The organism is Ornithinicoccus halotolerans, assembly GCF_009602535.1.
GTDB classification, from domain to species: Bacteria; Actinomycetota; Actinomycetes; order Actinomycetales; family Dermatophilaceae; genus Ornithinicoccus; species Ornithinicoccus halotolerans.
In genome coordinates, this window is sequence record NZ_WIQI01000001.1 from 102916 (window position 1) to 116824 (window position 13909).

The 13909-nt window shown below is 71.3% G+C and carries 14 protein-coding genes and 1 pseudogene; 9 read left to right on the top strand and 6 right to left on the bottom strand.

Annotation, left to right across the window (positions count from 1 at the left end):
- The first annotated feature begins 587 nt into the window (after positions 1–587).
- Positions 588–755 carry a hypothetical protein gene (locus GFJ45_RS00465; RefSeq protein ID WP_153392727.1) on the top strand — a complete coding sequence of 56 codons (168 nt, stop codon included), beginning with the start codon at positions 588–590 and terminating at the stop codon, positions 753–755.
- Between the two features lie 313 nt (positions 756–1068).
- Here the strand turns inward: GFJ45_RS00465 and GFJ45_RS00470 are convergent, their stop codons facing one another.
- Positions 1069–1842 carry a DUF6308 family protein gene (locus GFJ45_RS00470; protein WP_153392730.1) on the bottom strand — a complete coding sequence of 258 codons (774 nt, stop codon included), beginning with the start codon at positions 1840–1842 and terminating at the stop codon, positions 1069–1071.
- Positions 1843–2596: 754 nt separating this feature from the next.
- On the opposite strand from GFJ45_RS00470, the gene GFJ45_RS00475 reads away from it, so the two are divergent.
- Positions 2597–3490 (top strand): tyrosine-type recombinase/integrase, encoded by an 894-nt coding sequence (locus GFJ45_RS00475; protein WP_228386266.1) that lies wholly within the window; start codon positions 2597–2599, stop codon positions 3488–3490.
- A 24-nt stretch (positions 3491–3514) separates the two neighbouring features.
- On the opposite strand, the gene glnA is transcribed toward GFJ45_RS00475, so the two are convergent.
- Positions 3515–4939 (bottom strand): type I glutamate--ammonia ligase, encoded by a 1425-nt coding sequence (gene glnA, locus GFJ45_RS00480; protein WP_153392736.1) that lies wholly within the window; start codon positions 4937–4939, stop codon positions 3515–3517.
- A gap of 144 nt (positions 4940–5083) precedes the next feature.
- On the opposite strand from glnA, the gene GFJ45_RS00485 reads away from it, so the two are divergent.
- Positions 5084–5524, top strand: a complete 441-nt coding sequence (locus GFJ45_RS00485) for an RDD family protein (protein ID WP_228386260.1) — start codon at positions 5084–5086, stop codon at positions 5522–5524.
- A gap of 10 nt (positions 5525–5534) precedes the next feature.
- Here GFJ45_RS00485 and GFJ45_RS00490 read toward each other — a convergent pair whose 3' ends face one another.
- The gene (locus GFJ45_RS00490; protein ID WP_153392739.1) at positions 5535–6218 is read right to left on the bottom strand and encodes a hypothetical protein; all 684 of its coding nucleotides are present in this window, start codon (positions 6216–6218) and stop codon (positions 5535–5537) included.
- 202 nt (positions 6219–6420) lie between these two features.
- Here GFJ45_RS00490 and GFJ45_RS00495 point away from each other — a divergent pair, with 202 nt between their 5' ends.
- The 4 genes from GFJ45_RS00495 to GFJ45_RS00510 all read left to right on the top strand — a co-directional run bounded on the left by GFJ45_RS00495 (position 6421) and on the right by GFJ45_RS00510 (position 9257).
- On the top strand, positions 6421–7572 hold the full coding sequence (locus GFJ45_RS00495; RefSeq protein ID WP_153392742.1) for a sensor histidine kinase: 1152 nt from the start codon (positions 6421–6423) through the stop codon (positions 7570–7572).
- Entirely contained in the window at positions 7569–8246 is a 678-nt protein-coding gene (locus GFJ45_RS00500) for a response regulator transcription factor (protein ID WP_153392745.1), read from the top strand. Before GFJ45_RS00495 ends, GFJ45_RS00500 begins: the two co-directional genes overlap by 4 nt.
- A gap of 127 nt (positions 8247–8373) precedes the next feature.
- Positions 8374–8931 carry a PadR family transcriptional regulator gene (locus tag GFJ45_RS00505; RefSeq protein WP_153392748.1) on the top strand — a complete coding sequence of 186 codons (558 nt, stop codon included), beginning with the start codon at positions 8374–8376 and terminating at the stop codon, positions 8929–8931.
- Entirely contained in the window at positions 8928–9257 is a 330-nt protein-coding gene (locus tag GFJ45_RS00510; RefSeq protein WP_153392751.1) for a hypothetical protein, read from the top strand. The genes GFJ45_RS00505 and GFJ45_RS00510 overlap by 4 nt, the downstream gene beginning before the upstream one ends.
- A 28-nt stretch (positions 9258–9285) precedes the next feature.
- Here GFJ45_RS00510 and GFJ45_RS00515 read toward each other — a convergent pair whose 3' ends face one another.
- The 3 genes from GFJ45_RS00515 to lipB all read right to left on the bottom strand — a co-directional run bounded on the left by GFJ45_RS00515 (position 9286) and on the right by lipB (position 11887).
- Positions 9286–10071 carry a DUF4191 domain-containing protein gene (locus GFJ45_RS00515; RefSeq protein ID WP_194288435.1) on the bottom strand — a complete coding sequence of 262 codons (786 nt, stop codon included), beginning with the start codon at positions 10069–10071 and terminating at the stop codon, positions 9286–9288.
- A gap of 5 nt (positions 10072–10076) precedes the next feature.
- Complete coding sequence (gene lipA, locus GFJ45_RS00520) at positions 10077–11102, bottom strand: lipoyl synthase (protein ID WP_153392754.1); 1026 nt, start codon at positions 11100–11102, stop codon at positions 10077–10079.
- Positions 11103–11209: 107 nt separating this feature from the next.
- A complete protein-coding gene (gene lipB, locus GFJ45_RS00525) occupies positions 11210–11887 on the bottom strand; it encodes a lipoyl(octanoyl) transferase LipB (protein WP_153392758.1) in 678 nt (225 codons plus the stop codon).
- Positions 11888–11930: 43 nt separating this feature from the next.
- Between lipB and GFJ45_RS00530 the strand changes: the two genes are divergently transcribed.
- Positions 11931–13061: a Gfo/Idh/MocA family protein gene (locus GFJ45_RS00530; protein WP_153392760.1), complete on the top strand. Its 1131-nt coding sequence runs from the start codon at positions 11931–11933 to the stop codon at positions 13059–13061.
- A 90-nt stretch (positions 13062–13151) separates the two neighbouring features.
- Positions 13152–13909: pseudogene (locus tag GFJ45_RS00535) on the top strand (hypothetical protein); the annotation flags it as partial.

Sequence of the window (13909 nt, forward strand, 5' to 3'; positions counted from 1 at the left end):
GCCTCCGGCTCGTCGGGCACGAACGGACAAGCGCGCCTCAGGAGGGGTCATGGAGGGACGAGAACTCGCCCGTATCATCCGCCGGCTTCCGATCGAGCAGCCCATCACCGACGCGTACCAGTCCACGCAGCCGATGGGTGCCTCTCGGCCCGGAGGTCCCTTCCGCGACCAGCGCGAGCACCTCGTTGGCTGGCTCAGTGAGATCTCCGGGCCCGGCGCCTACAACCGGCAGGCGACGAACGGGGACGCCACGGCCGCCTACAACCACTTCCAGTGCGCCCCAGGGCTGCTATGGCTCGCCGAGGCACTCGGGGAGGATTCTGACGTAGTACGGCATGCAGCCCGGGCCACCCAGGCAGCCCCGGGCAGGGCCGCCTCACAATGCGCCGCGATCCGCCGCCTGATCCCGTGGTCCCGCGTCGAGGACCTTGCCCGAGGCCAACGGCGGCGCTGGCTTCCGTGGTGAGATAGCGGCGCTGCCCTGGAACTTCAGGCCCCGGACGACAGGCGCGCATGTAGGAGGGCTGTCTCCTCCTCCCCGTAGTGTGCAGGCAGGACATGGCGAGCGACGCGAGGGGAAGGCGGTCATGAAGCGATCGACGTGGAATCGGAAGATCCCGGGGGGCCTGCTGCTGGGGCTGGCGATCTTGGGGATCGCTAACGGCGGCAACGTGCCCGTAATGCTGCTGCTGGGCGGGCTGGGCCTGGTTCTGCTCCTGGCTGGGCTGTTGGACAAGTCCGAGGAACGGGTCTAGAGCCAAGGGGGAGACAAACGGCAGCGTTAGGCAGCGTTGCTATCCAGTGGACCCAGGAGTCGGGGCGGTGGTGCGCACCAGCAGCCGCCGTCTCGCAGGCCCCGGTGCGGCGGCGAGCACAACGTCTCCTCGTCGGGTACCACCGATTCCTTGTCCAGTTCTGGCCATCCCCATCCCAACGGCCCCTGCAACCTCGCCAGGTGCTGCATCATCCCCTCCACCGAGGGGACCGTCATTCGACTCACCCGGCCCGTCTACTGGAACCCACCGACGCCTCGGACCTGGCTGACGGGGGTGCTGGCTGACGTGCCAGTCACGTGGGATGTTTGTCCGCGACTGCGATAGCGCGGTAGGCGTCAGCGTGAATGGGAGGGCCAGCCTGCATGTCTACCCACTGGGTGACCTTGCCGCGCCGGCGTGAGGACCGGTCGTCCTGGGTGGTCCACAAGACGATGTCCAGTACCCGTACCGGGGTGAGGTGCACCGCACTGGCGGTGTCTTCCTGAACGCTTTGTCGTAAGCCCCTTATGAGCGTTCTGTTCTGTTCCTCGGCAAGCCAGTCCGCCAGGGAGTGCACGACCCGTGCGATGTTGGCGCGTCGAGGGCCGGCTGCCACAGAGAACGCATTCGGGGGCAGCCCGAAGGCGCGGGCCAACTGGCGGTCCAGAACCGGAACAGCATGAGGTCGGTACAAGCTGGCGAGCTTGGTGGTCTTCGGACCCCAGAAGCCCTTAAATCCGAAGTGGGCGAGGTCGACGACGGCCTCTCGTTGGCGAGCGGGCAGCTCCTCGAGGGAGACGTCTTCCGGAACCCGCGCCACGCGCGAGGCGAACTCCCTACGCAGTCGAGGCGTGAAGGATGCCACGTTCGTGGCGTCTGCCCGGCCGTTGAGAGCGTTTGCGTAGAGCACGGACCAGGGGGAGACCGTTGAGAATAGACCAGCCCGTCGAGCGTGGACCGATGGCAGATCGAAGGTTGCGTACCCGCTTCGGCTACTCGTCAAGTACGCCCTTAGCCGCGCCCGTGCGTCCTCCAACGAGATAGGTGGGAGTCCGCCCTTACAGGACGCTGTGACGTCGATGAACATGGCAGGCATAGTGACTGTGGACTCTACGCCGACCGAGCGATTCGGACTGCATAACCCGCCAGCCAGCGGTCGTTCTCAGGAGCGCGCCGTGCCGCTAGTACCCCTCTGGCACCACGACTGTGCGGGGCATGCTGCTCCTGCAGCGCCTTGCGGACGATGGCGTAGACGGTCCCCGGTTGGCATACCTGCTGGTAGCTCAGCCCCTGGGCGACCAGCTGCACCGCCCTGGCACGCCGGGCTGCGGCCAGGGCGCGGTTGTTGTGCCGGGGGCTCGACAACCGTGTCGTCGAGGGCGCTCACCCCGAGTGGGCTGATCGCGCAGGCACTGCGGCCACCCTGGCGCCCGCGGTACGTCGACGCATCACAGCAGAACTGCTCCAAGAAGTGGCGGCCGTCTACCAGGCGGCGAAGCCCCAAGGCACTCCGACGAAGGCCGTGAAGGACCACTTCGGGCTAGCTACTTCCACAGCTTCCCTCTACGTGAAGAAGGCTCGAGACGCCGGGCACCTGGAGCCGCCCGAGTAAGCGGAGAAGTGGTCCCTCCCGTTTCGCCCCGCCCAAACAGAGAGGACGCGCTTATGGCAGCATCGCCAAGCGCCCCAACGGCCGCTGGAGGGCCCGCTACCGAGACCCCACAGGCCACGAGCACGCACGACACTTCCCGCGAAAGGTCGACGCCCAGCGATGGCTGGACGACGTCACGGCCAGCGTCGTCCGCGGCGACTACGTCGACCCGGCCCTGGGACGCTTGACCGTGGGGGAGTGGTGCGACAAGTGGCTGGAGGGCTACGCGGGTCACCGGCCCACCACTGTGCGGGCAGCCAAGACACATATCCGGCTGATCCGTGATGAGTTCGGGTCGATGCGGCTCTCAGCGGTCAAGCCGTCTCACGTCAAGCGGTGGACGGCCCGGCTCACGGCCGAGAACCGGGCGCCATCCTACGTCTATGCGGTCTATCGGCGGTTCGCGCAGATCATGGGCGACGCTGTCCATGACGACTTGATCCGCAAGTCTCCCTGCTCCCGTAAGACAGCGCCAGCGCAGGGAGAGCAGCGCCCCTACGTCGCCACGACCGAGCAGGTGTGGGGCCTGTATGAGGAGTTCTCCGAGCACCTACGGCCCGCGGTGCTCCTCGGTTCCTTCGTGGGGCTCAGGGTGGCAGAGGCGGCCGCGCTACGGGTCCAGGACGTCGACTTCATGCGGGGCGTCGTGACCCCGGTTCTCCAGTACCCGGCTGAGCCGCTGAAGACGGAGGAGTCGCGCACTCCCGTCCCCATCCCACGAGAGCTGGCGATGCTCCTGGCGTCCAGCGTGGAGCGGTTCGGCGGGGAGAGGGTCGTCACCAACGAGGTTGGCCGTGGGACCACCCCGTGGGCCATAGAACGAGCGATGCGCTCAGCGCGGGCGAAGGTCGACGGGCTCCCGGGGGAGTTTAGGTTCCACAACCTCCGGCACTACCTGGCAAGCCTGCTGATCGGCAACGGCCTCGACGTGAAGGTGGTCCAGCGGCGGCTCAGGCACCGCAACGCCACCACGACACTGAACACCTACGGGCACTTGTGGCCGGACGCAGACGAGTCCGCACGAGAGGCCATCGCTGCGGTGCTGGCTTCCCGTGCGGACTCATTGCGGACTGACACGTCCTGACAGCCCGCTGACCTGCTGCTTCTCTCAGATGTCGAAGTACATCTCGAACTCGTGCGGGTGCGGGCGCAGCCGGATCGGGTCCACCTCGTTGGTGCGCTTGTAGTCAATCCAGGCGCCGATGAGGTCCTCGGAGAAGACGTCGCCCTCGGTGAGGAAGGCGTGGTCGGCCTCCAGGGCGTCGAGCACGGCCGGGAGCGAGTCGGGCACCTGGTCGATGCCGGCGAGCTCGGCCGGGGGCAACTCGTAGAGGTCCTTGTCCACCGGCTCCGGCGGCTCGATCCGGTTCTTGATGCCGTCCAGCCCGGCCATCAGCTGGGCCGAGAACGCCATGTAGGGGTTCGCCGACGGGTCCGGCACCCGGAACTCCACGCGCTTGGCCTTCGCCGAGGTCCCGGTGATCGGGATGCGCACGCAGGCCGAGCGGTTGCGGGCCGAGTAAACCAGGTTGACCGGGGCCTCGAAGCCCGGCACCAGGCGGTGGTAGGAGTTCATCGACGGGTTGGTGAACGCCAGCAGCGACGGCGCGTGCCGCAGCAGCCCGCCGATGTACCAGCGGGCGATGTCTGACAGCCCGCCGTAGCCGGACTCGTCGTAGAACAGCGGCTCGCCGTCCTTCCACAGGCTCTGGTGGGTGTGCATCCCCGAGCCGTTGTCACCGAAGATCGGCTTCGGCATGAAGGTGGCGGTCTTGCCGGCCGCCCAGGCGGCGTTCTTGACGACGTACTTGAACTTCATCATGTCGTCGCCGGCGTGCAGCAGGGTGTTGAACTTGTAGTTGATCTCCTGCTGCCCCGCGGTGCCGACCTCGTGGTGGGCGCGCTCGACGTCGATGCCCACCGAGTCCAGCTGCTGGACGATGCCGTCACGGATGTCGGCGAAGTGGTCCACGGGGGAGACCGGGAAGTAGCCACCCTTGTAGCGCGGCTTGTAGCCCCGGTTGCCGCCCTCCTCGGCGCGCCCGGTGTTCCAGGCGGCCTCGATGGAGTCGATGAAGTAGTAGCCGGCGCTCTGCTTCGTCTCGAAGCGCACGTCGTCGAAGATGTAGAACTCGGCCTCGGCCCCGAAGAAGGCGGTGTCGGCGATGCCGGTCGACCGGAGGTGCTCCTCGGCGCGCGAGGCGATCTGCCGCGGGTCACGCCCGTAGGGCTCGTTGGTGAACGGGTCAACGATGGAGAAGTTCATCACCAGCGTCTTGGCCGTCCGGAACGGGTCGACGTAGGCCGTCCGAGGATCCGGGATCAGCTTCATGTCCGACTCGTGGATGGCCTGGAAGCCCCGGATCGAGGAGCCGTCGAACATCTGGCCGGTGGTGAAGCTCTCCTCGTCAACGGTCGAGGCAGGCACGTTGAAGTGCTGCATCACGCCCGGCAGGTCGCAGAACCGGACGTCGACGAACTGCACGTCCTCGTCCCGGATGAAGGCCAGGACCTCCTCGGGGGTGCTGAACATGTGTCCTCCTGATCGTGGCGGGGGGGCCGCGGCGCAGCTCAGGGTAGCCAGGTCGCGGACGTCGCGTTCGACCCTACGGGAAGCGGAGTTTCTCGACCGTGACCCTCATGTTTCAGCCATGTTACGGCTGACTACGCTGCCGGGGTGACCGCTGGCCGGGACTTCCGAGGAGCCGAGCTCGGACTCCCCGAGCACGGTCAGCACGCCATGGCCGGCTTCGGCCGCCGGCTGGTCGCGCTGTGCGTCGACTGGGCGCTGTGCTGGCTGATCGCCTACGGCATCTTCGGCGTCGGCCTCGGCACCACCGGGGCCGCCTCGTTCGTGCCGCTGGCCGTGCTGGCGGTGGAGAACCTGCTGCTCGTCTCCACCGCCGGCACCACCGTCGGTCACCGGCTGCTCGGGTTGCAGGTGCACCTCCTCAACCGCACCGGTAGCGGCTCGGTCCTGCTCGGTCCGCCCGGCCTCCTCCGCGGCGCGGTGCGGGCCGTGCTGCTGTGCCTGGCGATCCCGCCGATGGTCTGGCTGCGGGACGGCCGCGGCCTGCATGACGTCGCCGCGGGCACCGTCATCGTCCGCTCCCGCTGACCGGGAGCGGTCAGGCTCGAGCAGGCAGGACGGGCGCGGGCGCCTCGGCGCCGCCCCACCGGGCGAGCGGACTGCGGCTGACCAGCTGTCCCATCGCGAGCAGGCCGGCGGCGTAGAGCAGGCTCGCCCCGTAGGAAGCCCACACGCTCAGGCCGGCCAGGCCGAACTCCACGACCACGAAGGCCGCCAGCAGTGGTGGCAGCCAGCGGGGACCGAGGCCGGCACGCCACAGGGCCACGGCCGTCAGCACGATCCCCAGCACGGTGCCGAGCAGTCCCATGGCCATGAACGGAATGCCCCAGCCGCTCTCGACACCGCCCAGGACACGGGCGTAGGCGTCGTAGTGCTGCGGGTCCCGAGCCATCTCCAGCATGACCAGGCTCTGGCCGCCGTAGACGGCGTGGCCGAACCCACCAAGAGCGCAGAGCGTCCCGGCCAGGATGGCCAGCACCGGCGTGCGCGAGCGCAGCAGGTGCGCGACTCCCAGCAGGCCGACGGCGAACGGCAGCTGGGCCAGGGCGAACAGCGCGGCGGAGGCGCCGGCCGTCGTGCCGTCGGCGGCGATGGCGGCCAGCCGGTCGGTGTGGTCACCGGCGAACTCGGGCATCAGGGCGATGCTGGCCACGGTGATCGCCGCGCAGATCACCAGGCACGCGGCGACGGTCCTGCGCAGCAGCGGTGCGGTGTCCTTCATGGTCATCCTTCCGGTCGTGCGGACCCCTCGGGCCCGGCTGCTCCGACGCTAGGGACGGTGCCGGCATCGGCGGATCGGCCGGTGGTGGGTCCCTGGCCCGCCGCCCGTCGCGTCTCGACGGGGCCGGTCGCGACCAGAGGTGACGAAACTGTCGACCTGAGGATGACGCGCCGAGCTGCCCGCGCGCCCTAGCCTGTGGGCTGTGGAGCGTCTCGCGTGGTCGCAGCGGGCCCAAGACGCGGGCCTGGCCGTGCTGGTGGCCGCGGTGGGGCTCGCCGAGGTGTGGCTGCCGCTGGAGTCCGTCATGGGGGACGGCTCCCCGTGGGTGAGCTCGGTGGGCATCCTCGTCGTCGCGGCCCTGCTGACCCAGCGGAGGACGAGGCCCTGGCTCGCGTTGTCGGTCATGGCGGTCTGGCCGGTGCTGGGCGTCGTGACCGGGGGGCAGCTGCAGATCCTGTTCTTCGGACAGCTGGTGCCGTTCCTGGTGATCGTCTACTCCCTGGCACGACACGGCGTCGGGCGCATCACCTGGCTGGGAGCAGCGGCGGCCGCGGCGCTGATGATCCTCGCCGACATCTTCGTGGACCTGCTGCAGGAACCCACCGAGCTCATCTTCCACTGGGGCGTGGTCACGCTGGCCTACCTCAGCGGCCGGGGGCTGCGGGCCTCGGAGGACCGGGCCACCGCGTCGACCCGGCGCGCGGTGGAGGCCGAGAACGCCACCCGGGAGCGGGCGCTGGCTGCCGTCGCCGACGAGCGGGCCAGGATCGCCCGGGAGCTGCACGACATCGTGGCCCACTCGGTGAGCGTCATGATCGTGCAGGCCGGGGCGGCCGAGCAGGTCGTCGAGGAGGACCCCGAGTTCGCGCGCCGCGCGCTGCGCACGATCCGGGGCACCGGGACGGAGGCACTGGCGGAGATGCGCCGTGCGGTGACCATGCTCCGCGCGCCCGAGACCGCCGACCTCTCGCCCCAGCCCGGGGTCCAGGCGCTGCCGGCGTTGGTCGAGGCCGTGGGGGACACGGGGCTGCAGGTCGAGCTGACGGTCACCGGCCCCCCGGCAGACCTGCCCGCGGGCCTGGACCTCACCGCGTACCGCATCATCCAGGAGGCGCTGACCAACGTGAGGCGTCACTCCGGTGCCGGGCGGGCGCAGGTCACGCTGGACGCCAGCGGCGACACGCTGTGCATCGAGGTGACCGACCCCGGGCCCGCGCGTCCGAACGGCCAGGAGCCGGGTCACGGCCTCATCGGGATGGCGGAGCGGGTAGCGCTGTTCGGCGGGCGGCTGGAGACCGACGCCGACGGCCCCGGGTTCGCCGTGCGCGCCGTCCTGCCCCTGGAGTCACGATGAGCACCAGCGTGGTGGTCGTCGACGACCAGGAGCTGGTCCGGATCGGCTTCCGCCTCATCCTCGAACGAGCCGGCCTGGACGTCGTCGGGGAGGCGGCCGACGGGGCCGAGGCCACGACCGTCGTGCAGGAGACCGGGCCGGACGTCGTCCTGATGGACGTCCGCATGCCCCGGCTGGACGGCATCGAGGCGACCCGCCGGATCCTGGCCGGACCGGGACCGCACCCCCGTGTCCTGGCCCTGACGACGTTCGACCTCGACGAGTACGTGTACTCGGCGGTGCGGGCAGGGGCCTCCGGCTTCCTGCTCAAGGACGTCTCGCCGGAGGACCTGGTGCACGCGGTGCGGGTGGTGGCCCGGGGCGAGTCCATGGTCGCGCCGGTGGTGATCGCGCGCCTGCTGGAGCGGTTCGCCCGCCGCCCCCCGGCCGGGGAGGCGCCGCTGGCGCTGGCCGGCCTGACCGACCGTGAGCGCGAGGTGGCGCGGTGGGTCGCGCGGGGCCTGTCCAACGCAGAGATCGGGACCCGGATGTTCCTCAGCGAGGCCACCGTGAAGACCTACGTCTCACGGCTGCTCACCAAGCTCAGCCTGCGGGACCGGGTCCAGGTGGCGGTGCTCGCCTACGAGTCCGGACTGGTGCAGGTCGGCGAGGCGGAGGACCACGAGCGGAGCTGACGACTCGAATTGCACTGTGCGACCAAGGACCCACTCGCCCGAGGCACGCTGGAGCCGGCCACATCGCGTGCCCGGGTCCCTGGTGCCGCCCCTAGGCAAGGGTATCTGACAGATATAAATTAGCCCCGTGGCGCGCCCCTCGAAGACCCGATTCGCGATCCTCGGCATGCTGACGATGGAGCCGATGACGGGGTACCGCCTGCGCGAGACGATCGCCGCGTCGGCCGGGCACTTCTGGCAGGAGAGCTTCGGGCAGCTCTATCCGACGCTGCACGCGCTGGAGCGTGAAGGGCTCATCGCGGCCCGCCGCACCACGGGCAGGGGCGGGCACAAGTTGGAGTACTCGATCAACGACGCGGGATGGGACGCCTTGCGCAGCTGGCTCGCGTCCGAGGCGGAGTCGCTGGCCTCCAACCGCAGCGAGCTGCTCCTGCAGCTGTTCTTTGGTCGTCATGCTCCTCCGGGCGTCGTCGTCGGTCATCTCGAGCGACACCGCGCCACACTGCTCGCGGCCCGCGAGCAGTACCGCGAATTTGAGCGCGCGGTGCTCGCCGAGCGATCACCCGACCGCCCCTACTGGTTGGCCACCATCCGACACGGTCTGGCCATGACCGAGGCTGGGCTGGCATGGGCCGACGAGACGATGGCAGACGTTCGCGAGGCCGGCAAGGAGTCGGACACATGAAGACACCGCAGACCAACGTCGAGACAGACCACGTGCGATCGACGCCGTTCGCATGGACGCATCGGCATCGCCGGCCCCTGGGACTGGCTTTGACGGCAGCAGCAGCCGGCATGACCGGTCTGTGGCTCGTCGTGGTGCCCGCCAGGGCCGAGCAGACAAGCGGGCTACAGGAGCTCGCCATCCGCTGGGGCCACCCGGCCTGCTGGGCGTTCCTCGCCGTCGTCGGCGTCCTGGTCGCGGTGGACGCGCCGAAGCGAGTCCGTGACGGAGCCGGCATCGCGGCTGCCGTCTGCTATGCAGCCTTCATCGCCGGGATGGTGCGCTGAGCCACGCCCAGCGGCCAGCTCGGCGGTGTCAGCGGCCGCGGAGCGCCCGCCGGTCCACACGCGCCTTGCGCGGGTCCATCCCGGCTGGCACCGGCGGCTTGGCCTGGCGGCCCAGCGCCTGCAGACGCCGGTGCACGACGATGGCCTCCTGCTTGCTGATCTTCTTGTCGAAGCGCTTGAGCCGCTTGGTCAGCTTGTGCAGCGGCACGTCCTGGTCGCCCTTGCCGACGTGCAGGGTGTGCACCGGAACCTCCGGGCCCACCACCCGGGTCACCTTGCGCTGTTCGGCCTTGGCCAGCCGCTGCGCGGAGCCGCGGGGACCCTCGGTGATGAGCACGACGCCGGGGCGCCCGACGGCGCGGTAGACCATGGCGGCGTTCTGCAGGTCGCGCATGCCGCGGACCTTGCCGCCGGACTCGGCCGCTACCGGCTCCTGCTCGTAGAACCAGCCGCGCCGCAGCGAGCCCAGCACGGCTGCGGGCGCACCCGGCTGGCCCTCGATCTGGGTGAACGCCGCCCGTTCGGCCCGCCGGCCCAGGATCGCCACGGCGGCCAGCACGGCCAGCGGGATGCCGATGAGCAGGCAGTAGATGACCAGGTCCAGCCACAGCCCGACCAGCAGCGCGACCAGGATGATCCCGAAGAAGGCCAGCGCCATCCACCACACCGACGCCGGGTCGTTGCGCCGGGTCATCTGGAAGACCTGGCGGATCTGGGCGAGGCGGCCCGGGTTGTTCGGGTCGCGCTGCTTCTTTGTGCGGCGGCCGAAGCGGCGCTTGGGCTCCTCGGAGCTGCTGGAGTCGGTGCTGGCCATAGCGGTCAGGATACGTGGGCGGAGTCGCGGGCCACGAGCGCGGCCGCCTCCTGCCGGGCCGGGGAGTCGAGCTTGTCGGCCAGGTGGGACAGCGCGTCGGGGATGGGGCGCCCGGAGCGGACCATCGCCTGCGCCCAGAGCCGGCCGGCGCGGTAGGAGGAGCGCACCAGCGGGCCGGCCATGACGCCCTTGAAGCCGATCTCCTCGGCCCGGTCGCTCCAGTGCACGAACTCCTCCGGCTTGACCCACCGCTCCACGGGGTGGTGCCGGGGGGAGGGCCGCAGGTACTGGGTGATGGTGATCAGGTCGGTGCCGGCCTCGTGCAGGTCCCGCAGCGCCTGCTCGATCTCGTGGTCCTCCTCGCCCATGCCCAGGATCAGGTTGGACTTGGTCACCAGCCCGGCGTCGCGGCCCATGGTGATGACGTCCAGCGACCGCTCGTAGCGGAACGCCGGCCGGATCCGGCGGAAGATCCGCGGCACCGTCTCGACGTTGTGGGCGAACACCTCGGGGGAGGCGTCGATGACCTGACCGACGAGCTCGGGCACGCCGTTGAAGTCGGGGATGAGGATCTCGACGCCGGTGCCCGGGTTCTGCTGGTGGATCTGCCGGATGGTCTCGGCGTACAGCCAGGCCCCGCCGTCGGCCAGGTCGTCCCGGGCCACCCCGGTCACGGTCGCGTAGCGCAGCTCCATCTGCGCCACCGACTCGGCCACCCGGCGCGGCTCGTCGGCGTCGAAGTCGGCCGGCCGGCCGGTGTCGATCTGGCAGAAGTCGCAGCGCCGGGTGCACTGCTCGCCGCCGATGAGGAAGGTGGCCTCCCGGTCCTCCCAGCACTCGAAGATGTTGGGACAGCCGGCCTCCTGACACACCGTGTGCAGGCCCTCTCCCTTGACCAGCTTGTTCAGCGACGTGTACTCCGGGCCCATCTTCGCGGTCGTCCGGATCCACGACGGCTTGCGCTCGATCGGCACCTGGCTGTTGCGGGCCTCTACCCGCAGCATTCGGCGCCCCTCGGGTGCGACGGTCACGAGGCCTCCTGGGTCGGCACTGGTTGCACGCGGGGCAACGCGCGCACCCTCCAGCCTATGCCCCTGCGCCCGCAGGCACGCACCGCCCCGGTAGCGGCGGGGCGGGCTCAGCCCGCGCTGGCGGTGGCCGTGACGGGGCGGCCGAGGACGAGGTTGTCGTCCCCGCCGGTCAGCTCGAGCACGACCGGCAGCACGTCGGTCACGGTGACGGCCTCGCCGGTCTCGGCGGCGATGCTGGTCACCCCCGCGTCGCTGATCCCGCACGGGATGATGCCGTCGGCCCAGCCCAGGTCGCAGTCGACGTTGAGCGCGAACCCGTGCATCGTCACGCCCTGGCTGACCCGCACCCCGATCGCACCGACCTTGCGGTCCGGCCGCTGCCCGTGCTCGTCGGCACGCACCCACACGCCGCTGCGGCCCTCGACCCGCTCGCCGGGGAGGCCGAACCGCTCACAGACGGCGATCATCAAGTCCTCCAGCCGGCGCACGTGCGCCACCACGTCGACCGGCTCAGGCAGCCGCACGATCGGGTAGCCCACGAGCTGGCCCGGGCCGTGCCAGGTGATCTTGCCGCCGCGGTCGACGTCGACGACGGGGGTGCCGTCCAGCGGCCGCTCGTGGGGCTCGGTGCGCTTGCCGGCGGTGTAGACCGCGGCGTGCTCCAGCAGCAGCAGGGTGTCGGGCAGCTCACCGGCCACCACCTGGGCGTGCACTCGGCGCTGGTGCGCCCACGCCTGTTCGTAGTCGACGTAGTCGGGCCCGAGGCCGAGCTGCTCCACGCGCATACCGACACTCTACGGCCGCGACCGGTGACCATAGGGTCGGACCATGGACCAGGCAGCCAGCACCCCCGCCAGCCAGACCGCGACGGCCGCGCCCGCGGCACCGGTCGAGGGGCTCCGCGCCGCCGTCGTCGGCTACGGGATGGCGGGCCGGCAGTTCCACGTGCCGCTGCTGCGGCAGGCCGGCTGGCAGGTCACCGCGGTCACCACCGGGGACCCCGGCCGGCGCGAGCAGGCACGCAGCGACCTCGGCGAGGTCGCGGTGCTGCCCGACCTGGACGTGCTGCTGCAGGAGGTCCGCTCCGGCGCGGTCACGGCCGACGCCGTCGTGCTCGCCTCCCCGACCGGGGCGCACCGGGAGCAGGCGCTCGCCGTCATCGAGTCGGGGCTGGCGCTCGTGGTCGACAAGCCGCTGGGGCTCACCGCGGCCGAGGCGACCGAGATCGTCGAGGCAGCCCGGGGGCAGGTGCCGCTGACGGTGTTCCAGAACCGCCGTTACGACCCGGACATGCTCACCCTGGCCCAGCTCGTGGCCGGCGGGGAGCTGGGCGAGGTGGTCCGCGCGGAGATGCGCTGGGAGCGGTGGCGGCCGGCGCCCAAGCAGCGCTGGCGGGAGACGCTCCCGGCCGAGCAGGGCGGCGGCGTGCTGCTGGACCTGCACGCCCACACCGTGGACGCGGTGGTGCAGCTGTTCGGACCGGTGGCCTCGGTCTACGCCGAGCTCGCGAGCCGGACCACGATCGCCGAGGACGAGGCGTTCCTGTCCTGCCGGCACGTCTCGGGGGTGATCTCCCACCTGGGCGTCTCGTCGGTGACCGCGCTGCCCGGGCCGCGGTGGCGGGTGCTGGGCACCCACGGCAGCTACCTGCACGGCGGGCTCGGCGAGGACCCCGGTCCGTTCGCCGAGCTGCACGACGAGGCCGGCCACTGCGGCTGGCGCTACGACGGGGACGGCGGACGGCGTCCGGTCCCGGCGGCGGCCGGGGACGAGGCCGACTTCTACCGCGGCGTCGCGACCGCGCTCGCCGGTGGCTGGCAGGGCCGGCTGGACACGGCGCAGGCCGCGCTGCCGGTCGACCCGGCCGACAGCGTGCACGTGCTCGCGGTCATCGACGCCGCGCGCATCTCGGCCGCCGAGCAACGCGCGGTCCAGGTGGACACGCCCGGTCTACGCTGACGGACCCCACCATGCCGCCGGCCCGCCCAGCGGAGGCCGGCCTGTGGATGACCGCAGCGGTGCTCGCGGCAGGTGCGGCACGGTAAGCGTATGGCCTGGCCCGCGCCCGCACCCGCCGTTCCGGGGTACGCGCTGCGCGCGCCCGTCCCCGGCTCCTCCCGGCCCGGCGAGGGGCAGTGGCAGGCGGTCCGGCTCGGTGACCAGCAGCAGGTCCGGCTGGTCACCGTGCCGGTGCCTGAGGGGCGCTCGGAGGCGCTGGCCCGGGTGGCCGAGGCAGCGGCGGTCCGCCACCGGTCGCTGGTGCCGGTCCACGACGCGGTGCCCTGCGACGCCGGGCTGGCGGTGGCGCTGGGCTGGCAGGCGCGCGCCCGGCTGTCCCGGGTGCTGGCCCGGCGGGTCCGGCTCACCGAGGCTGAGGTCGCCGGCCTACTGGCCAGCCTCGGGGAGCTGCTGGCCCGCGTGCACCAGGACGGCATGGTGCACGGCGGGCTGTCCGCCGAAGAGGTGTGGCTGACGGAGTCGGGCCGGGCCGTCGTGGCCGACCTCGCGGTGCAGGCGGTGCGGCCGCGGCCGGGACCGGTGCCGGCGCCCGAGCTCACCGAGGGGTTCGCCTGCTCGCCGGACTCCGACGTCTGGGACCTGGCCGTGCTGGCGCGGACCTGCCTAGACGGGCGGCCGCCGCGGCTGGGCGGGGACCGGCCGGGGGAGACGGAGACGGCTGGGCCGGGGACCGGCAGCGAGCTGCGGGACCTGCTGGCCGAGTGCCTGGTGGCGGACCCGGCCCGGCGGCCGGCCGCCGAGGAGGTCGCCGAGCGCGCTCGCCACCCGCGGGTCCGGGTCGTGGGGGA